We start from the raw sequence: 19228 nt of genomic DNA, 5'->3' as shown, positions 1-19228 counted from the left end.
CGTCGGAGGCGGGTTTGCCCCGCCGTAGGGTTTCGCCCATGACCGAGACCACGCCCGGCTCGCCTCTCGTGGCTGACCTCCTGGAGCAGATCCAGGGGTACGGCGCGTGGGCGGTCATCCGGCGCAAGGCCGCGCCCACCGCGGGGCTCATCGGCGGCACGCCGCACGAGGTCGCCTCGCTGCTCGACATCCCGCTCGAGACGGGCGTCCCGGACCCCGGCCGCAGCGCCGACCGCCTCGTCGCGGTGCCGTTCCGCCAGGTGCGCGAGCGCGGCTTCGCCGCCATCGACGACGGCGCCCCGCTGACGGTCGTCGACATCGAGGCCGAGCACGAGGTGGCGGTCGAGGACCTGCTGGCCGCGCTGCCCGACGTGCCGGTCGAGTTCGCCGACCGCGGCGGCTTCACCACCAGCGACGCCGACTACGGCGAGGTCGTCGAGGCGATCATCCGCGACGAGATCGGACAGGGCGAGGGCGCCAACCTCGTCATCGGGCGCCACTACCGCGCGGTCGTCGCCGACTGGGACGCCTCGCGCGCCCTCACCGTGCTGCGCCGGCTGATGGAGCGCGAGCGCGGCGCCTACTGGACCTTCTGCTTCTTCACCGGCGACCGGTTCCTCATCGGCGCGAGCCCCGAGCGGCACGTCTCGGTGCGGCAGGGCGACGTACGGATGAACCCGATCTCGGGGACCTTCCGGGTCGCCGCGCCCGAGGGCGACGAGCGCGAGGTCAAGGACCGGCTGCTCGACTTCCTCGCCGACGAGAAGGAGGTCTTCGAGCTCTTCATGGTCGTCGACGAAGAGCTGAAGATGATGTGCGACATCTGCCACGAGGGCGGACAGGTCCTCGGGCCCTTCCTCAAGCCGATGACCCACCTGATCCACACCGAGTACCTCCTCGCCGGCCGCTCCGAGCGAGACCACCGCGAGATCCTGCGCGACACGATGTACGCCGCCACGGTGACCGGTGCGCCCGTCGAGAACGCCTGCCGGCTGATCGCCGACTACGAGCCCGAGGGTCGCGGCTACTACGGCGCTGCGCTCGCGCTCTTCGGTCGGGGGCCCGACGGCACCCCCACCATGGACAGCCCGATCCTCATCCGCACCGCGGACGTCTCGCCGTCCGGGGAGCTCAAGGTGACGGCGGGCGCCACGCTCGTGCGCGACTCCGAGGCCGCCTACGAGGTGGCCGAGACCCGCGCCAAGGCGGGCGGCATCCTCAGCGCCTTCGGCCTGGCGCCGCGGGCGACGTCCGACGGCACCGACATCGCCGAGCTGGCGCGCGACGAGGACGTCGTGCTGGCCCTGGGGTCGCGCAACCAGCGGCTCTCGCGGTTCTGGCTGACCGACCAGGCCGGCGAGCCCGCCGACCCGGGCCTGGCCGGGAAGAGCGCGGTGATCCTCCACGGCGAGGACGACTTCGTGAACATGCTCGTCCACGTCCTCGGTGTCTTCGGCATGACCTCGCGCGTGGTGCGCCACGAGGACTACGCGGCCGGCGCCTTCGACGGCGCCGACCTGGTGATCGTCGGCCCCGGGCCGGGCGACCCGCGCGAGGGCGAGCACCCCAAGATCGCGTCGTTCCGCCGTGCCGTCGACGACCTGCTCGCCTCCGGGCAGCCGTTCCTCGCGGTCTGCCTGGGCCACCAGACGCTGTGCGAGCGGCTCGGGTTCGACCTCGGCTACAAGGACGTGGTCTTCCAGGGCACCCAGTCGCCGGTCCGCCTCGACGGGCGCACCGAGCGGGTGGGGTTCTACAACACCTTCGTCGGCCGGGTGCCGACCGGCGCGTCCCTGCCCGAGGGCGTACGCGTCGAGGCCGACGAGGCCACCGGCGACATCCACGCGGTCGTCGGCCCGCACTTCCGCGGCATCCAGTTCCACGCCGAGTCGATCCTCACCGAGAACGGCTACGACCTGCTGCACGCCGCGGTGCGCGACCTCCTGACCTGACCGGGCCCTCGTCCCCACTCGCCGAGCCCGCGCCCGGGGTATCTGGGGACGAAATGGGGGGTGAGCTGGCCGAACCACCCACCAGAACATCCCCAGATACCGGAGCTCGGGCCGCCCCCTCCACCTGAAGTCGGGGCGTCGCAGAGACTTTGGTCCGGCGTGTGAGGCAACCAACCGGGGACCCACGACGTCACTCTGGGTAGTCGGCTCCCGCGGGGCCGGCTCAGTACGCGACGGGGGAGACGTGAGGCACTTCAAGGGAGCACTGGCAGGCCTGTGCCTGCTCGCGCTGGTCGCGTGCGGCGCGCCGGGCGGCACGGGCATGGTGGACGGACCGGTGCCGCCGTCGACGACGAGCGGCGCGTCGGTCGACCTGAGGCCGGCCGCGAGCCAGGCCAGGCGCCCCAACATCGTGGTCGTGATGCTCGACGACTTCTCCACCGACCTCGTGCAGACGATGCGGTCGGCGCAGCGGATGCGCAAGGCGGGCGCGAGCTACCCGCACTCCTTCGTCACCGACTCGCTGTGCTGCGTCTCGCGCTCGAGCTTCTTCACCGGGCAGTACCCCCACCAGACCGGCGTCCGCACCAACACCTCCAACCAGGGCACCTCGACGCTGGGCGGCTGGTCGGCCTACGACGTCAACGGCAACCCCGAGCGCGCCTTCAACGTGCGCCTCCAGGAGGCCGGCTACACCACGGGCTTCGTCGGCAAGTTCCTCAACGAGTACGAGTGGTCGCCCGGCCGCGCGCTGCCGCCCGTGGTGCCGGGCTGGTCGACCTTCAACACCGTCTTCGGCTCGGCCTACGACGGCTGGGACTTCGCCAGCACCTCGCTCGCCGGCCAGCGGCTGCAGCTCACCCAGCACCCGGCGCCGCCCGCGAGCGCGAGTGCCGCCACCAAGGACCGCGCCTACGCCGGCACCGTCATCGGCGACCTGGCGATGGACTTCCTCCGCTCCGGCGAGGCGTCGGACGCGCCCTACTTCCTCGAGGTCGCGCTCTACGCCCCGCACAACAGGGTCAACCAGCAGGGCCACTACGCCGACGACCCGCTCTTCCCGCCGATGTTCCGCGACCGCTCCGGCCCGCGCAGCTGCGGCCGGGTCGCGTGCCGCAAGCTCACCACCGCCGACCTCCCCGGCTTCGGCGACCCGCGCAAGGACAACCGGCCGCGCCTGGCCAACGGCAAGCGAGCCCGCGCGTGGAACACCACCCGGACGCTCCCGGCGCCCGTCGCGGTCCGCGACCTGCGCGACCGCGCACGCATGGTCCGCTCCGCCGACCGGCTGGTGAGCCGGATCCTGCGCTCGGTCGGCCCGAACACCTACGTCGTGCTCACCTCCGACAACGGCTTCCACCTCGGCCAGCAGGGCATGGGCCGCGGCAAGGGGACGCCGTACGACACCGACGTCCGGGTGCCGCTGCTCGTCACCGGCCCGGGCGTCGTGCCCGGCAAGCGCGGCGAGGTCACCAGCAACATCGACCTCGCGCCGACCTTCGAGGAGCTCGCCGGCCTCGCGCCCGCGCCGCTGCGCAGCGGGGTCTCACTGGTGCCGACGCTGTCGCAGCCGCGGCTGGTGCGCCACCGCTTCGCCTTCCTCGAGCACACCCAGCAGACGCTGACCGGCTCCGACCCCGACGCCGCCTTCAGCGGCACCGAGCTCGACCGGATCCCGTCCTTCACCGCCGTGCGCAGCCGCTCCGCGCTGCTGGCGCGCTTCGACCTCGACCCCCGCCGGGACAAGGTGAGGTGGGGTTATGAGTACTACTCCTACGCCCGCGACCGTTACGAGCGCCGCAACGCCTTCACCAGCCCGCGCCGGCAGGCCGAGGTCGCGGAGCTGATGGCGCGGCTGAAGGCGTTCGACGGCTGCACCGAGACCGGCGGCCAGCCCGTGCCGGACGCCTGCCGCGCCCTGCGCCGTTAAGCCGTGTCCCGCGGGGGCTAGCCTCGGCGCGTGACGCCGGACGTGATCGTGGTCGACCACCACGACTCCTACACCTGGAACCTGGTGCATGTCCTCGCCCGGGTCACCGGCGTCCTGCCGACGGTCGTGCAGCACGACGAGGTCACGCCCGACGACGTCCTCGCCCACTCCCACGTCGTGCTCTCACCCGGTCCGGGGCACCCGGCTTCGCCGGCGGACTTCGCGGTGGGGGGAGCGGTGCTGCGCGCCGGCACCCGCCCGGTGCTGGGGGTCTGCCTCGGCATGCAGGGTCTCGTGACGGCGTACGGCGGCACGGTGGCGCGGCTCGAGCCGGCCCACGGCGACGTCGCGACGATCCGCCACGACGGCGAGGGCGTCTTCGCCGGTGTGCCGCAGGGTTTCGCGGCGGTGCGCTACCACTCCCTCGGTGCCGTCGACGTCCCCGCCGAGCTGGTGGCGACCGCGTGGAGCGAGGACGGCGTGGTGATGGGGGTGCGCCACCGCACGCTCCCGCTGGAGGGCGTGCAGTTCCACCCCGAGTCCGTGCTGTCCGAGCACGGTGTCGAGCTCGTCAGGAACTTCCTCTCATGACCTCTCCGACGAGCGACCCGGTCTCCTTCTTCCGCGACGTCGCGGCCGCGCACCGGCGCTGCTTCTGGCTCGACGGCGGCGGTGCTCGCGAGTGGTCGGGGCGGCGCTCCATCATCGGCTGGCTCGAGGACGACGACGTGTCGCTGTCGTGGTCGGCGGCCCGGCGCGAGGTGCGCGAGCACGCCGCCGGCACGTCGACGGTCGTCGGCGACGACGTCTTCGCGGTGCTCGAGGAGCGGATCCGCGCCGGTGAGCAGTGGTTCGGCTACCTCGGCTACGCCGCGCGTCCCGACCTGCCCGCCACACCCGACCCGCTCCTGCCCGACGCGGTCTGGATGCGGCCGCGGGCGGTGCGGGTGTTCGAGCACGGGGTCGGCGCCGCCCTCTCGGGATCCCCGGCTGACCGGGGATCCCTCACGTTGTCAGCCTCTGCAAGCCCTGACAACGTCAGGGAAGGGCCGACAACCCAGTACGCCGACGCCTTCGCCACCGTCCAGGAGCACCTGCGCGCCGGCAACTCCTACGAGGTCAACCTCACCCACCGGCTCACCCGCCGCGCCGACCTCGACCCTCTCACGGCGTACCTCCGCCTCCGCGAGCTCAACCCGGCGCCGTACTCCGGCTTCCTCCAGCACGACGTCGACGGCGCGCGCGGGTGGCTGCTGTCGAGCTCGCCGGAGAGGTACGCGCTGATCACTCCCGACCGGCACCTGGAGACCAAGCCGATCAAGGGCACCACGCCGCGCGGCGCGACGCCGGCCGAGGACGAGGCGCACCGGGCCCGGCTGGCCACGGACCCCAAGACGCGCGCCGAGAACCTGATGATCGTCGACCTGCTCCGCAACGACCTGTCGCTGGTCTGCGAGGTCGGCTCGGTCGAGGTCCCCGCGCTGATGCAGGTCGAGAGCTACGAGTCGGTGCACCAGCTCGTCTCCACCGTCCGCGGCCGGCTGCGCGACGACGTCACGACCATCGGTGCGCTGCGCGCGCTCTTCCCCGCCGGCTCGATGACGGGGGCGCCGAAGCTGCGCACCATGCAGGTGATCGAGGAGGTGGAGGCGACCCCGCGCGGGGTGTACGCCGGCGCGTTCGGCTGGATCAGCGGCGACGGCCCGGCCGACCTGGGCGTCGTCATCCGCTCCCTGGTGACCGACGGGAGCGGCACCTGGTCGCTCGGCACGGGCGGCGGGATCACGGTTCGCTCCGACGTGGCGGGGGAGTGGGCCGAGGCGCAGTGGAAGGCCGAGCGGCTGCTGCGCGTCTTCGACTAACCCGGCGCTACAGCGGGCACGCCCGGCAGCCACAGCGTGAAGCGAGCCCCGCCGACCGGCGACTCGGACGCCTCGATACGGCCGCCGTGGCGGTCGACGACCTGCCGCACGATGGCCAGGCCAAGTCCGGAGCCGGGCATCGCGCGCGACTCCTCGGCGCGGTAGAACCGCTCGAAGACGTGCGGCCGGTCGGCCTCGGCGATCCCGGTGCCCTCGTCGTCGACGGTCAGCACGCCGTCGGTCAGCCGCACGGTGACCGTGCCGTCGGCGGGGCTCCACTTGGCGGCGTTGTCGAGCAGGTTGGTCACCGCGCGCTCGAGGCTGCTGGCGTCGCCGACGACGGCCCACGGGTCGAGGTCGACATCGAAGGACACGCCGTGGGCGCGACGGCGTACGCGGGTGACGGCACGCTCGACGGCCTCGGCGAGGTCCACCTCGGCGACCACGTGGGTCGTGGGCTCGTCGCGCGCCAGCTCGACCAGGTCGCCGACCAGCGCGCTGAGCTCCTCGATCTGCCCGCGCACGTCGTCGAGCAGCTCCAGGCGCGCCTCGGGCGGGAAGGCCCCGTTGCCCTCGGCCTGGCGGAGCAGGTCGAGGTTGGTGCGCAGCGAGGTGAGGGGCGTACGCAGCTCGTGACTGGCGTCTGCGACCAGCCGCCGCTGGCGGTCGCGGGAGGCGCCGAGCGCGAGCAGCATCTGGTTGAACGCCGTGGCCAGGCGGGCGACCTCGTCGTCACCCTCGACCCGCAGCGGGGTCAGGTCCTCGGTGACGGCGATGTGCTCGACCGAGGAGGTCAGGCGCCGCACCGGGCGCAGGCCGCTGCGCGCGACGAGCCAGCCGGCCAGCAGCGCGGCGAGGACGCCGAGCGCGCCGAAGACGAAGAGGACGCCGCCGAGCTTCTCGAGCGTGCGGTCGTTGGGCGCCAGCGGCTGGGCCAGGATGAGGGCGTGGCCGCTGTTGTGCTGCACGGTCGCGACCCGGAACCGCTCCCCCTCGCGGGTCACGATGGTGCGCACCGCCGACTCGCGCTGGCCGGTCGCGACGTCGTACTCCGGCTGGCCGAGGGTGAAGTCCGGCACGTCGTCGCCGGTCACGGCCCGGCCCTCGGCGCTGATGAAGATGATCCGCACGTCGGCCGCGCCCAGCATCCAGGCCGGGGCACCGCGGGCGGTGATCTCCGACAGCGTGGTGAACGCGGTGGCCTTGTGGGCGCGGTTGAGCAGCGACTGGTCGAGCGAGCTCATCAGCTGCTGGCGCATCACGACGAAGGCGGTGAGGGCCATCACGGCGATCGAGACACCGAGCGCCACCGTGGTGATGACCGCGACCCGCGAGGCCAGCGACCTGCGGTAGTGCCAGCGGCCGTCGGGCCACGGCGTGCTGCCGCTCATGATTCCTTCAGCACGTAGCCGACGCCGCGCACCGTCTGGATCAGCCGCTGCTCGCCCGCCGCCTCGGTCTTGCGGCGGAGGTAGCCGACGTACACCTCGAGGGAGTTGGCGCTGGTCGGGAAGTCGTAGCCCCAGACCTCCTCGAGGATGAACGACCGGTCGAGCACCCGGCGCGGCCGCCGCAGGAACATCTCGAGCAGCGTGAACTCCGTGCGGGTCAGCTCGATCGCGCGACCGTTGCGGGTCACGTCGCGACTGGCCACGTCCATCGTCAGGTCGGCGAAGGTCAGCAGCTCGCCCGCGGCGTCGTCGTCGGGCACGACGCGGCGCAGCAGCGCGCGCAGCCGGGCCAGCAGCTCCTCGAGCGCGAAGGGCTTGGTGAGGTAGTCGTCGGCCCCGGCGTCGAGGCCTTCCACCCGGTCACCGACCGCGTCGCGGGCGGTGAGCACCAGGACGGGTACGTCGTTGCCGGCGGCGCGCAGCGCCCGCGTGGTCTCGATGCCGTCCAGGCGCGGCATCATCACGTCGATGACCACCACGTCGGGGTGCTGGGCGCCGACCGCCACCAGGCCCTCGGCGCCGTCGGCGGCCAGCGCCACCTCGTAGCCGTTGAACTCCAGCGAGCGGCGCAGCGAGTCACGCACGGCGCGGTCGTCGTCGACGACCAGCACGCGGGGCTTGGACTCGGTCACAGCCGCAAGGATGCCAGCCGTGCCTGAGCGGAGGCTGAAGAACGAGCGCGGAGGCGTCTGCTCAGGCGTACGGCGCTGCGAGGCGCAGGTCGGCGACCAGCTCGGCGTACGACTCGGCGTAGCCCTCGCGCCCGCGGAGCCTCAGCACCGCCGAGGGGTGGGTCGTGACGACCACGGGCCGGTCGGGCTCGTCCAGCAGCCGCCCGCGCACCTCCCCGATCCGCACGGTCCTCGCGAGCACGGCCCGCGCCGCGGTGGCGCCCAGGGCGACCACGACGTCGGGCGACACCGCTTCCATCTCGGCCTCCAGCCAGGGTCGGCACGCCGTCAGGTGGCGGACGTCGGGCTTCTGGTGGATGCGCCGCTTGCCGCGCTGCTCGAAGCGGAAGTGCTTGACCGCGTTGGTGAGGTAGGCCGCCGACCGGTCGATGCCTGCGTCCGCCAGCGCTTCGTCGAGCACCCTGCCCGCCGGTCCGACGAAGGGTTCGCCCTGCCGGTCCTCCTGGTCGCCCGGCTGCTCGCCGACGAGCAGGACGCAGGCCGAGCGGTCGCCGCTGGAGAAGACCACCTGGGTCGCCGGGCGCCACAGCTCGCACCCCCGGCACTCCTGCGCGGCCGACTCGAGGTCCGCGAGCTCGCGCGAGGAGGGCACCCACGCAGCGGCGTCCTCGTGCTCGGTCATCCACCCACGATGCCCTGCCCCACCGACGGCGCGGACCAGCCGGACGGGTGGGTCAGGTGTAGCGGGCGGCGATCGTCCCGGCGCGGGCGCCGTAGCCCCCACCGAACATGCACGCGTGCACGAGCAGCGGGAAGAGCTGGTGGACCCCCAGCCGGTCCTCCCAGCCCTCGGCGAGCGGCGCCACCTCGTCGTACGCCGCCACGACCCGCGGCAGGTGCGTGAGGCCGAAGAGGTGCAGCATCGCGAGATCGACCTCGCGGTGGCCGCCGTAGGCCGCCGGATCGATCACGTGGATGACGCCGTCCTGTCCCCAGAGGCAGTTGCCGTTCCACAGGTCGCCGTGCAGGCGCGCGGGAGCCTCGTCGGGCAGCAGGTCGGTGAGCCGGCCGACGACCGCCTCGACCGCCGCGGCGTCGGAGTCGGCGATCGCGCCGCGGTCGCGGGCGAGCTTGAGGTAGGGCAGGACCCGCCGCACGGCGTAGAACTCCGCCCACGAGCCGGCGGTCCGGTTGGGCAGCGGCAGGCGCCCGATGAAGCCGTCGTGGTCGAGGCCCCACCCGTCGGCGCCAGCGGCGTGCGTGGCGGCGAGCTGCTGGCCGAAGGTGGCGGCCGCCTCGACGGGCGTCTTGGAGCCCGGCTCGACCCACGCCAGGATCACGCAGTCGCTGGCGGCGGCGAGGACCTCGGGGACGGGCACGCCGCCCTCGACCTCGTCGAGCCAGGCGAGGCCGGCCACCTCGGCCTCGAAGAAGCCCTCGGGGGCGTGCGGCAGCGTCTTCATCAGCGCGGTCTGTCCGCTCGAGAGGCGCAGGCGGGTGGCGGTGGCGATGTCGCCCCCGGCGACGGGCGAGGTCGCGACGACGGACGAGCCGAGGAGCTCCTCGGCGCGCCGGGCGACCAGTGGCTGTCGAGCCATCAGGCCCGGTCCTGCGGGTCGGCCAGGAGCGGCTGGAGGGCGGCGACGATCGCGTCGCTCGTGCGCTCGACCATCGCCAGCACCTCCTCGAACCCGTCGGCCCCACCGTAGTACGGGTCCGGGACCTCGGCCCCGGGATCGACCGGATCGAGGTCGCGGAACAGGCCGACGCGGTCGGCGCGCCCGCCCACGTCGGCGAGGTTGGACGCGTCCATCACCAGCACCACGTCGTAGGCCCCGGGGCGGGTGTCGTCGTACTGCCGCGCCCGGTGCCGGGTCGGGTCGTAGCCCGCGGCGTCGAGGGTCGCGGCGGCGCGGTCGTCCATCGGGTTGCCGACGTGCCAGCCGCCGGTGCCCGACGAGGTCACCTCGACGCGGTCGTCGAGGCCGGCGTCGGCGAGGCGGCTCTCGAGCACGACGTGGGCGGTGGGGGAGCGGCAGATGTTGCCGAGGCACACGAGCTCGATGCGGTAGCTGCCCGGCGTGCGGGGAGGAGGGAGGGTCCGCAAGCCTGGTCAGTCCCCCGACGGCAGCGCGGTGCGGACGCCCCAGCCGACGACGGTGATGACGAGCGAGCCGACCACGGCGGTCCAGAAGCCGTCGACGGTGAAGCCGATGTCGAAGGCGTCGGCCAGCCGCGCGGTGAGCATCAGCATGAGCGCGTTGATGACCAGCAGCAGGAAGCCCAGCGTCAGGATGATGAAGGGCAACGACAGGAGCTTGATCACCGGCTCGATGAAGGTCGAGACCAGTCCGAGGATCAGCGCCACCAGCAGCACCGGGACGACCTTGTCCTGGAGCTCGGCCTGGCCGGAGCGGGCGCCGGCGAACGAGATCCCGTCGAGCAGCCACGCCGCGACGGAGAGCCCCGCGGCGTAGGTGAGCAACCAGGTGAGGAAACGCATGTCACGACACTAGCCGGGAGCGACGAAGTCGCGCGCGGCGTGTGTCGGGAGGTCGAGTGGCCACGCGACCGAGGCACCGAGTCCGGCTAGCCTCCCCGCATGACGATCGGCGGCACGGGCGTGATGGTGCTCGGCGCCCTCGTCGCCGGTGGCCTCGCCGTGCTGCTGGCCCTGGCGCTGCGAGCGCGATTCGGGACGGCCACCTCGACCGCCGTCGCCGGGCTGCTGTGGTCGTTGACCGCGATCGCGCTGGTCACCCTCGTGCCCACGCGGCCCGACGTCGGAGTGGTGCCCGCCGAGACCCGCAGCGAGTCGTGCTCGTGGGACTACGGCGGCCCGTCGGGCACCACCTTCGAGGTCCTGGGCCTCGACCAGCGCACCCTCAACGTGCTGCTCTTCGTGCCGGCCGGGGTGTTCCTCGTGCTGGCGGCCGGCCGCTGGTGGTCGGGGCTGGCGCTCGCACCGATCGGCCTCGCCGTGCTGGCGGCGTACAGCCTCGGCATCGAGCTCACCCAGCTCCAGCTCGCCCGCATCGACCGCGCCTGCGACGTCACCGACCTCGTCGACAACGTCCTCGGTGCCGGGATCGGGGCCGTGATCGGGGTGGTGCTGCTCCCGGTCGTGAGGCCGTGGCGAGATCGTCGCGCGGCTGAATAGGGTCTCCCCATGACCACCCCCCAGCCCCGGCCCAACGTGCTCGCCATCCCTGCGTACGTCGCCGGCAAGCCGCCCGTCGCCCGACCCGGGCTGACGTCCTACAAGCTGTCGTCGAACGAGAACCCCTACCCGCCGCTGCCCGGCGTGCTGGAGGCGGCGCACGAGGCTTCGGCGCAGATGAACCGCTATCCCGACATGGGCAGCACCGCGCTCTACTCCGCCCTCGGCGAGGCGATGGGCGTGCCGGTCGAGGACCTCGCCGCGGCCACCGGGTCGGTCGCGCTGATCTACCAGCTCGTCAACGCCTTCTGCGAGCCCGGCGACGAGGTCGTCTACGCCTGGCGCTCCTTCGAGGCCTACCCCATCGCCGTCACCGCCGGCGGTGCGACGAGCGTGCAGGTGCCGGTGACCGCCGACGGCCGCCACGACCTCGACGCGATGGCGGCCGCGATCACCGACCGCACCAAGGTCGTCATCGTCTGCACGCCCAACAACCCCACCGGACCGGCCGTCACGCAGTCCGACCTCGACGCCTTCATCGCCAAGGTGCCGACCCACGTGGTCGTGGTGGTCGACGAGGCCTACCTCGAGTTCGTGCGGATGGACGACGCCATCGACGGCATCGCGACCTACCGCCGCCACGACAACGTCGTGCTGACCCGCACCTTCTCCAAGGCCTACGGCCTCGCGGGCTTCCGGGTCGGCTACGCCGTCGCGCCCGCCCCGCTGGCCGCCGCGCTGCGGGCGGTGTCGCTGCCCTTCGGCGTCAGCCACGTCGCCCAGGCGGCGGCGATCGCCTCCCTGGCGGCGCGCGAGGAGCTCTTCGAGCGGGTCTCCGAGCTGGTGGACCGGCGTGCCGACCTGGTCGGCCGGCTGCGCGAGGTCGGCTGGGAGCTGCCCGACGCGCAGGGCAACTTCGTGTGGTTCCCCCTCGGCCACCGGGCGACGGACTTCGCGGTGGCCTGCGGCGAGGTCGGGATCTCGGTGCGGCCCTTCGCCGGCGACGGCGTACGCGTCAGCATCGGCGAGGCCGAGGCCTTCGACCGCGTGGTCGAGGTGGCGGCGCGCTTCGCTCCCTGAGGTGTCGGCGTCACTCCTTCGGGATCCCCGGCTGACCGGGGATCCCTCAGGTTGTCAGGCCATGCACGGGCCGACAACCATCAGGAGAGCCTGACAACCCCGCGGTCGGACGCTGCCTCACGCACCGCTCGACACGGGTCGGGCGGCGGCCGGAGCCCGGTCCATCCTCCGGAAGCTCGGCACTCGCGTCGGCGCCATCGTCGTTGCGAGGTAGACGGCGCCTGCCACCAGCAGCGCGGGTGACACGCCGAGCCCGGCCACGGCCAGGCCGCCCAGGATCCCGCCGAGCGGCATCAGCGACCAGCAGATCGCCGTGTTGAGCGAGGACACCCGGCCCAGCAGCGGGGCCGGGATGCGCTCGAGGATCACCGCGCCGAGGATCGGGTTGAGGAAGCCCGCGGCGAACCCGGCCACGGCGGTGACGGCGAGCACCGCCCACACCGGCGAATCCAGCGCCATCACGACGTAGCGCGGGGCGCCCGCGACGAGGAAGGCGAGGACGTAGGTCCGGAAGCGCGGCAGCGTCTCGCCCCACCTGGCAGCAGCCAGCGCGCCGAGCACCGACGCGCCACTCATCACCGCGAAGAGCGTGCCGAGCACCGCCACGCCCGCACCGGACTCCTTGGCCCAGACCGGCGCCAGCACCGCGGCGTACGCCTGGTCGACGAGGTTGGTCATCGCGACCATGGCGCACAGGGCGATCAGCACGGGCTCGGTGCGGAGGAACTGCCAGCCCTGCCGCAGCTCGGTGGCGTACGACGTCGCGTGGGCGCCGACCTCGGGAGGGACCGGCCGGCCGAGGCCGGTCGTGGCGACGGCGAAGACCGCGAACGCGACGACGAACGACGCGGCGTCGACGTAGAGCGCGTTGGTCGCACCGACGGTGGCGACGAGGATGCCGGCCAACGCCGCCCCGGCCATCGTCGACGTGCGCTCGACCGCGGCGGCGAGCCCAGCGACGCGCTCGAGCGACCACCCCGCGACCCGTGCGAGCTCGGGCGTCATCGCCGCCTTGCCGGCGTCGCCCGGACCGCGCAGGGCGCCGGCCACGGCCACCAGGACCAGCAGCGTCGGGAACGACAGCATTCCGAGCCCGTGCAGCAGGGGGATCGAGGCGACCACGAGGGCCGAGAGCAGGTCGCACACCAGCGTCACCCGGCGCGGTCCCACCCGGTCGAGGAGGGGACCGCCGAGCGCCTTGAAGAGCACGAGCGGGGTGATCTCGACGGCCGCGACGAGGCCGGTCTGTGTCGCCGAACCGGTGGTGGGCAGGACGAACCACGGGATCGCGATCATCGAGATCCGGGTGCCGACGTAGGAGACGCCCTCGGCGACGAGGCCACCGACCAGCGGCGTGCGCGTGGTTCCCGGGACGCTCACTCCGGCTCCCGGAGGTCGAGCCGACCGGGCTCGAGGTAGGCGTTGAGGTTGACCACGAAGGGGGCAGCCCCCTCCTCGGTGCTGTCCTCGACCTCCTCGACCGCGGAGGTGAGGGCCTCGACCAGTGCCTTCGCGCGCGTGGGCGTGAGGGCGAAGTGCCAGTCGCTGAGCGTGCTCACGCCCTGCCACTCCTCGGGGTAGAACCGCAGCTCGGAGACGACCGTGCGCAGCCGCTCGCCGTAGATCATCGCCACGGTCGCGAGGTAGGCCTCGACGTCGTCGGTGATGTCCTCCCCGCTGAACGAGGTGTGCGTCGCCTCGTGCGTCGCGCGCCACCAGCGGTCGCGGGCGTTGCCCCGCTGGGTGTCCTCCTCGATGAAGCCGTGCTGGGCCAGCTGGCGCAGGTGGTACGACGTCGCGCCGGTGTTGAGCCCCAGGCGGCCGGCGAGCACGGTCGCCGTTGCAGGGCCGTCGGAACGGAGCAGGCCGAGCATCCGCAGGCGGACGGGGTGGCTCAGGGCGCGGAGTCCGGCGATGTCCGGGGTGATGGCGGAGGGCATGATGGCAGCCTAAGACTGCCAAGAGTTGTTTGCAAACACTTCTTTGCGGTAGGTGGTCCATCGGGTTCTGGTCGGTTCGGGGTCCTCGAGTTCAAGGGGCTAACGCAACACCTCTCATGAGGAGGTTGTGATGGCTTACTTGATGGCGGCACGTCGAGGGTTGTGGGAGTGCATCGCGGCGGGCTGCTCGGTGGAGAGGCTGCCTCACGTGTCGGTGTGCCGGTCACGACGGCACGCCGGTGGTTTCGTGAGGCTGGCGGTGTGAAGCAGTTACCCAGCCGCAGGCCGGCCACGTACCGACGCTTGTCGATGCTCGAGCGTGAGTGGATCCATGCCGCGATGGAGCGTGAGGAGTCGATCCGCGAGATCGCGCGATCCTTGAGCCGGTCGCCCTCGACGATCAGCCGCGAGATCGCGAAGAACCTGTGCAACCAAAACTACGGCCGCCCGGCCCGCGATGGCAGACGACGCTCCACGCCGTGGAACTACTCCCCGCACCTGGCACAGGTCGGTGCGGAGCGTCGGGCTCGCGGCAAGGGCCGCCCGGCGAAGCTGACGCTCAACGAGCGACTGCGTCGGGAGGTGCAGTCCAGACTGGCCCGCAAGCACAGTCCCGAGCAGATCGCCCGGCGGCTGCGTAAGAAGTTCCCCGACCAGCCGGAGATGTGGGTGTCACACGAGACGATCTACCAGTCGATCTACGTCCAGGGCCGCGGCGCTCTCAAGCGTGAGTTGGCGGTGTGTCTACGCACCGGGCGCGCCATCCGCAGACCCCGCCGCAGTGGCGAGGCACGCCGCGGCCGGATCAAGGACATGGTCAACATCAGCGAGCGTCCCGCCGAGGTCGAGGACCGGGCCGTGCCCGGACACTGGGAGGGCGACCTGATCACCGGCAAGGAGAACAAGTCCGCGATCGGCACCCTGGTCGAGCGGACCACGGGCTTCCTGATGCTGTTGCACCTGCCCGAACGCCACGGTGCAATCGAGGTCCAAGAAGCGATGATCCAGACCCTCGCCCAGCTCCCCGATCGGCTTCGGGGCAGCGTCACCTGGGACCAGGGCATCGAGATGGCCAACCACGCCCAGATCACCTTGGCCACCGACGTGAAGATCTACTTCTGCGACCCCGCTTCACCCTGGCAGCGCGGCCTGAACGAGAACACCAACGGGCTCCTGCGCCAGTACTTCCCCAAGGGCACCGATCTGTCCGGATACCACCCCGACTACTTGGCCTACGTCGCGAACGAGCTCAACGACCGACCACGCAAACGTCTGGACTGGGACACCCCCACCGAAGCCCTCACCGCCCTACTGTCGAAACCAACAGATCCAGACGGTGTTGCGCTAGCAGGTTGATTTCGCCGTCCGTCTGTCAGCCACTTCCCAGTGGACTACCGGGGAGGCGGCAGCCGTTTCCCGGTGGACTACCGGGGAGGGGTCAGTAAGGTTGAAGCGTGAACGACACGGCGACCTACACCAAGCAGGGCGAGCCCTTCGAGCGCGACATGACCTACCTCCCGGACCGGGTGCTGGCCGGCGGGTCGTCGGCCGATCCGCTGGACGAGCAGTTCCCCAGCGGCTCGAAGGACAGCCCCCGCGACGTGGCGACATGGGAGGCCGCGCCCGGTCGCTACCGCCTCGTCGCCGCGCGGGCGTGCCCGTGGGCGCACCGGTCGATCATCGTGCGCTCGCTCCTCGGGCTCGATGACGTCATCTCCTGGGGCGCCCCCGGCCCGGTGCACGACGCCCGCAGCTGGACCTTCGACCTCGACGAGGGCGGTCGCGACCCGGTGCTGGGCATCGAGCGCCTGCAGGAGGCCTACTTCGCCCGCGAGGCCGACTACCCGCGCGGCATCACCGTGCCGGCGATCGTCGACGTCGATTCCGGCAAGGTCGTCACCAACGACTTCCCGCAGATCACCCACGACCTGTTCTTCGAGTGGCGCGAGCACCACCGTCCCGACGCCCCGGACCTGTGGCCGGCCGACGTCCGCGAGGAGATGGAGTCGGTGATGAAGCGGGTCTTCACCGAGGTCAACAACGGCGTCTACCGCTGCGGCTTCGCCGGCTCGCAGGAGACGTACGACGACGCCTACGCGCGGCTGTGGACCGCGATGGACTGGCTCGAGGAGCGCCTGGCCGACCGCCGCTACCTGATGGGTGAGGCGATCACCGAGGCCGACGTACGCCTCTTCACGACGCTGGCGCGCTTCGACGCGGTCTACCACGGCCACTTCAAGTGCAACCGCAACAAGCTCACCGAGATGCCGAACCTCTGGGGCTACGCCCGCGACCTCTTCCAGACCCCGGGGTTCGGCGACGAGGTCGACTTCGACCAGATCAAGCAGCACTACTACGTCGTGCACACCGACATCAACCCGACGCAGATCGTGCCGGCCGGCCCCGATCCCGCCGTCTGGCTGACCCCGCACGGCCGCGGCTGACAGACGTACGCCACTGGGACACCCGGGGCAGGTGTGACGCCTGATTCCGGGGTTTTCCCTGTGGTTGGCCGAGTTTCGGTCAAGCCAGCCCTCAGGTAGTCCACCGCTTCGTCGAAGCACCGTGGTGTGGGCGTGTCGAGGCGGCACGGTTGTGCCATCGGCTGCCCGTCCGGGGTGGGCAGCACCGACTGACCTCCGTCGCGGAGGTCGCTCGTCAGGGGATGGACAGTGGGAGCAGCACGCAGCAGGCGTCCGTCGGACGTGCGTACGGCGAGGGCCGGCGCAGCGGCCCGGCGCGCCCGCGACGCCGTGTCCGTCCTGGCCCTGCCGGCACTGGTCCTCCAGGCAACGGCCGTCCCCGCGAGCGCCGCCGACGACGCCCCTCTGGGGGTGGCCGTGACCGCGGCCGGCTCGCTCGTGCGCTCGCACGGCTGGACGATCGACCAGTCGGTCGACGCCGTCGCGCGCTCCGTCGACGACACCGGGCGCGCGACGTTCCGCTGGACCGCCACGGCCCGTGCGGGTGGCGTCACCGACTCCGGCTGGGCGCTCGCCGGCGACGTGAGCGTCACGAACCCCGACGCGGACGACAGCGTGGTCGCCGACGTCGCCGTGGCCACCGACCTCGGCGGTGGCGCCGCGTGCACCGTCGCGGGTGGGGACGACGCCGTCGTCCCAGCCGCCGGCTCGCTCGTGCTCGCCTGGACCTGCGCCTTCACCTCCGCCCCGGCCGCGTCCGGTTCGGTCTCCGCGACCGCGTCGTGGGGACCGGACGCCCACTCGACCGGCACCGCCCCGGCGGAGCTCGTCGTCGTCGAGCCCGACCGGACCGTGGCCGTCGTCGGCGACCACGCCGTCCCCGGACAGCGGGTCGTCCTCGACCCCGCACTGGCCTGGGCGCCCGGCCTGGTGCGGTCGTGGACCTACGATCTCGCCCTCGCCGGTGGTGCGCCGGCGGCGTGCGCGACGTACGCCAACAGCGTCGCCGTCGACCTCGCCAGCGGTGCCGACCCGGTCGTGACGACCGCGGTCCGCTCCTGCACGCCCGAGGTGCTCCCCGCGCAGGCGTTCGGCTCGCCGGCGGGCTCGGTGCGCGCCAGGTGCCGCGGCAAGGTCAGGGCCCAGCTCGCCAACCGCTCGGGCGAGACCGTGGTCTACAAGCTCCGTGTAGGCGCCAAGGTGCACCGCATCGCTGTGCCGTCGCTGGGCAGCAAGCGCTTCGTCACCCGGGGGCGTGCGCTCGCGCCGGTGACCCTGAAGGCCGGCTCCGTCCGGCTCGACCGGACCCGCGTGCCTCAGCGCTGCGCCGGACCCGTCACGGTCCCCTCCCTGATGCAGGGCGGGCGCTCGTGAAGCATCGCCCGGTCTCCGGGTAGCCGTCTGCGCTCCCGAGCCTCCACCCCATGGAGAGAGCCGGCGTCGACAGGTCACCCACGGGCCTGTCGGCGCCGGTTCGTACGCCGTCCGGACCCGTCGTCGTACGCCGATCGGCCCATTCCATGGGGGTTTCCACGCCCTCGGCAGCTCGTCGACGATGCCTCGTCGGGGCGCGCTGGTCTAAGCCTTTGACCGACTTCCTCATGAATACATCGAGGTTCGCTCAAGGCCCGTCGGAGATCGCCCAGCGCCTCGTCGTAGGCCCTATGTCTGGGGCGTCGGGGGCCCCAGTCTTGTGATTGCAGAGCCGTCCGTCTTGGGGGCGACGGCAGATGCGGTCGGCGGTATTGGGGCGCCGACCCCCGCGGCAATCAGAGGAACCATCATGGCCAACTACACCCGTCGCACAGTCGTCCGAGGCGCTGCCTGGACCGTGCCCGTCATCGCAGTCGCAGCGCCCATCCCGGCGTTCGCCACGTCGCATGAGCCGCCGCCGCCCGGCATCAACTTTGGCGGTGCCTGCGGCAACACCGGAGCCACGCAGAAGGGCTGTGGGGGCAAGTTCACACTGCAGGTCCCGCTCACGCTGAGCAACCCGGGCACTGCCGACTACGTGTTCCAGATCACGAGCATGTACACGAGGAACGAACGGCCCGCTCCCACCGGTCCCGGTGTTGGAATCGAGTCGGGCGTCATGGGGATCTACGCCACCCCCAGCCACTCGGTGCCGAACCACAACAACTGCACCAAGGTCTCCTACAGCGGTCCTTGTGGAGGCACTGGTGTCACGGGAGGTTCCGTCCTTGTGCCGGCCGGTACCACCAGCGCGACGTACTGGATCCAGTCCCCGGACACCGGGTCTTCGGACGACTTCGCGGCGACCATCACCTGGCAGATTCTCGACGCGGCGACCTGTGCCGTGCTGAGCGACGGTACGGCGGCCACCCCCGCCGAAGCCATTCCCCCCGCAAACTGCAACGGCGACTGACGAAGACTTCCCGCCCAAGACGGGGTTGCCGGCTCGCACGCGCGAGCGCGCGGACCCCGACGGCGCGACTTCCCGTACGTGCAAGGCAATCAGAGGAGCTGCCATGCGACGCGCATTGTTGGCGGTGATCGCCATCGCCCTCACCGTGGGTGGACTCACGGTGGGACAACCCAGCGGCTCGTCCGCCACGCCTGACGAGGTGGTGCGCGACTCGGCCCCGCGCCACTCCTCCTCCTGACGCCTACGCCGTCCGTCCCCGCGGGTCCGTCCTGCGGGGGCGCTGGCGTACCGACGACCTGTCGGAGGCGCGTCGACCACCAGCTCCGCAGCGCTGCGCCCCGGCGTCGCGCCAGACCCCCGAGGTCCGGCTCGACTCCGGTCCGTGGCCGGGAGCCGGACGACCACCTCCCTC

19 protein-coding genes are annotated in these 19228 nt (G+C 72.3%); 11 read left to right on the top strand and 8 right to left on the bottom strand.

The features are described from left to right. Window positions 1-38 precede the first annotated feature (38 nt). From CFI00_RS22285 to CFI00_RS22270, 4 genes are all read left to right on the top strand, one after another. Window positions 39-1952: a chorismate-binding protein gene (locus CFI00_RS22285; RefSeq protein WP_207083124.1), complete on the top strand. Its 1914-nt coding sequence runs from the start codon at window positions 39-41 to the stop codon at window positions 1950-1952. 244 nt (window positions 1953-2196) lie between these two features. Further along, entirely contained in the window at window positions 2197-3882 is a 1686-nt protein-coding gene (locus tag CFI00_RS22280; RefSeq protein WP_207083123.1) for a sulfatase-like hydrolase/transferase, read from the top strand. A 30-nt stretch (window positions 3883-3912) separates the two neighbouring features. Beyond that, window positions 3913-4473, top strand: a complete 561-nt coding sequence (locus CFI00_RS22275) for an aminodeoxychorismate/anthranilate synthase component II (protein ID WP_207083122.1) — start codon at window positions 3913-3915, stop codon at window positions 4471-4473. Beyond that, window positions 4470-5744 (top strand): anthranilate synthase component I family protein, encoded by a 1275-nt coding sequence (locus CFI00_RS22270; RefSeq protein WP_207083121.1) that lies wholly within the window; start codon window positions 4470-4472, stop codon window positions 5742-5744. Before CFI00_RS22275 ends, CFI00_RS22270 begins: the two co-directional genes overlap by 4 nt. Here CFI00_RS22270 and CFI00_RS22265 read toward each other — a convergent pair. The 6 genes from CFI00_RS22265 to CFI00_RS22240 all read right to left on the bottom strand — a co-directional run bounded on the left by CFI00_RS22265 (window position 5741) and on the right by CFI00_RS22240 (window position 10330). Then, window positions 5741-7135: a sensor histidine kinase gene (locus tag CFI00_RS22265; RefSeq protein ID WP_207083120.1), complete on the bottom strand. Its 1395-nt coding sequence runs from the start codon at window positions 7133-7135 to the stop codon at window positions 5741-5743. The genes CFI00_RS22270 and CFI00_RS22265 overlap by 4 nt on opposite strands. Continuing rightward, a complete protein-coding gene (locus tag CFI00_RS22260) occupies window positions 7132-7827 on the bottom strand; it encodes a response regulator transcription factor (RefSeq protein ID WP_207083119.1) in 696 nt (231 codons plus the stop codon). Before CFI00_RS22260 ends, CFI00_RS22265 begins: the two co-directional genes overlap by 4 nt. Window positions 7828-7888: 61 nt before the next feature. Continuing rightward, the gene (locus tag CFI00_RS22255; protein ID WP_207083118.1) at window positions 7889-8509 is read right to left on the bottom strand and encodes a UdgX family uracil-DNA binding protein; all 621 of its coding nucleotides are present in this window, start codon (window positions 8507-8509) and stop codon (window positions 7889-7891) included. A 52-nt stretch (window positions 8510-8561) separates the two neighbouring features. Next, complete coding sequence (locus CFI00_RS22250) at window positions 8562-9425, bottom strand: fructosamine kinase family protein (RefSeq protein WP_207083117.1); 864 nt, start codon at window positions 9423-9425, stop codon at window positions 8562-8564. Then, a complete protein-coding gene (locus CFI00_RS22245) occupies window positions 9425-9934 on the bottom strand; it encodes a low molecular weight protein-tyrosine-phosphatase (protein WP_207083116.1) in 510 nt (169 codons plus the stop codon). The genes CFI00_RS22250 and CFI00_RS22245 overlap by 1 nt, the downstream gene beginning before the upstream one ends. 6 nt (window positions 9935-9940) lie before the next feature. Continuing rightward, window positions 9941-10330: a phage holin family protein gene (locus CFI00_RS22240; protein ID WP_207083115.1), complete on the bottom strand. Its 390-nt coding sequence runs from the start codon at window positions 10328-10330 to the stop codon at window positions 9941-9943. 99 nt (window positions 10331-10429) lie between these two features. Here CFI00_RS22240 and CFI00_RS22235 point away from each other — a divergent pair, with 99 nt between their 5' ends. After that, the gene (locus tag CFI00_RS22235) at window positions 10430-10987 is read left to right on the top strand and encodes a VanZ family protein (RefSeq protein WP_207083114.1); all 558 of its coding nucleotides are present in this window, start codon (window positions 10430-10432) and stop codon (window positions 10985-10987) included. A 9-nt stretch (window positions 10988-10996) separates the two neighbouring features. Continuing rightward, the gene (locus tag CFI00_RS22230) at window positions 10997-12067 is read left to right on the top strand and encodes a histidinol-phosphate transaminase (protein WP_207083113.1); all 1071 of its coding nucleotides are present in this window, start codon (window positions 10997-10999) and stop codon (window positions 12065-12067) included. A gap of 117 nt (window positions 12068-12184) precedes the next feature. On the opposite strand, the gene CFI00_RS22225 is transcribed toward CFI00_RS22230, so the two are convergent. Both CFI00_RS22225 and CFI00_RS22220 read right to left on the bottom strand, forming a co-directional pair. Next, complete coding sequence (locus CFI00_RS22225; protein ID WP_207083112.1) at window positions 12185-13447, bottom strand: MFS transporter; 1263 nt, start codon at window positions 13445-13447, stop codon at window positions 12185-12187. Beyond that, a complete protein-coding gene (locus CFI00_RS22220) occupies window positions 13444-14007 on the bottom strand; it encodes a helix-turn-helix domain-containing protein (RefSeq protein ID WP_207083111.1) in 564 nt (187 codons plus the stop codon). The genes CFI00_RS22225 and CFI00_RS22220 overlap by 4 nt, the downstream gene beginning before the upstream one ends. A gap of 183 nt (window positions 14008-14190) precedes the next feature. Between CFI00_RS22220 and CFI00_RS22215 the strand changes: the two genes are divergently transcribed. From CFI00_RS22215 to CFI00_RS23940, 5 genes are all read left to right on the top strand, one after another. Further along, complete coding sequence (locus tag CFI00_RS22215) at window positions 14191-15363, top strand: IS30 family transposase (RefSeq protein ID WP_207085411.1); 1173 nt, start codon at window positions 14191-14193, stop codon at window positions 15361-15363. A gap of 98 nt (window positions 15364-15461) precedes the next feature. Next, window positions 15462-16451: a glutathione S-transferase C-terminal domain-containing protein gene (locus CFI00_RS22210; RefSeq protein WP_242532573.1), complete on the top strand. Its 990-nt coding sequence runs from the start codon at window positions 15462-15464 to the stop codon at window positions 16449-16451. A 228-nt stretch (window positions 16452-16679) separates the two neighbouring features. Next, window positions 16680-17804, top strand: coding sequence for a hypothetical protein (locus tag CFI00_RS22205; protein WP_207083110.1), 1125 nt, complete (start codon window positions 16680-16682; stop codon window positions 17802-17804). A gap of 409 nt (window positions 17805-18213) precedes the next feature. Continuing rightward, window positions 18214-18816: a hypothetical protein gene (locus CFI00_RS22200; RefSeq protein ID WP_207083109.1), complete on the top strand. Its 603-nt coding sequence runs from the start codon at window positions 18214-18216 to the stop codon at window positions 18814-18816. 103 nt (window positions 18817-18919) lie between these two features. Continuing rightward, complete coding sequence (locus CFI00_RS23940; RefSeq protein ID WP_277988330.1) at window positions 18920-19054, top strand: hypothetical protein; 135 nt, start codon at window positions 18920-18922, stop codon at window positions 19052-19054. Window positions 19055-19228 lie beyond the last annotated feature (174 nt).

It is taken from the genome of Nocardioides sp. S5, from assembly GCF_017310035.1.
Classification (GTDB): Bacteria; Actinomycetota; Actinomycetes; order Propionibacteriales; family Nocardioidaceae; genus Nocardioides.
The sequence above is the reverse complement of the archived record's forward strand: the minus strand, read 5'-3'. Positions and strand labels throughout refer to the sequence as shown.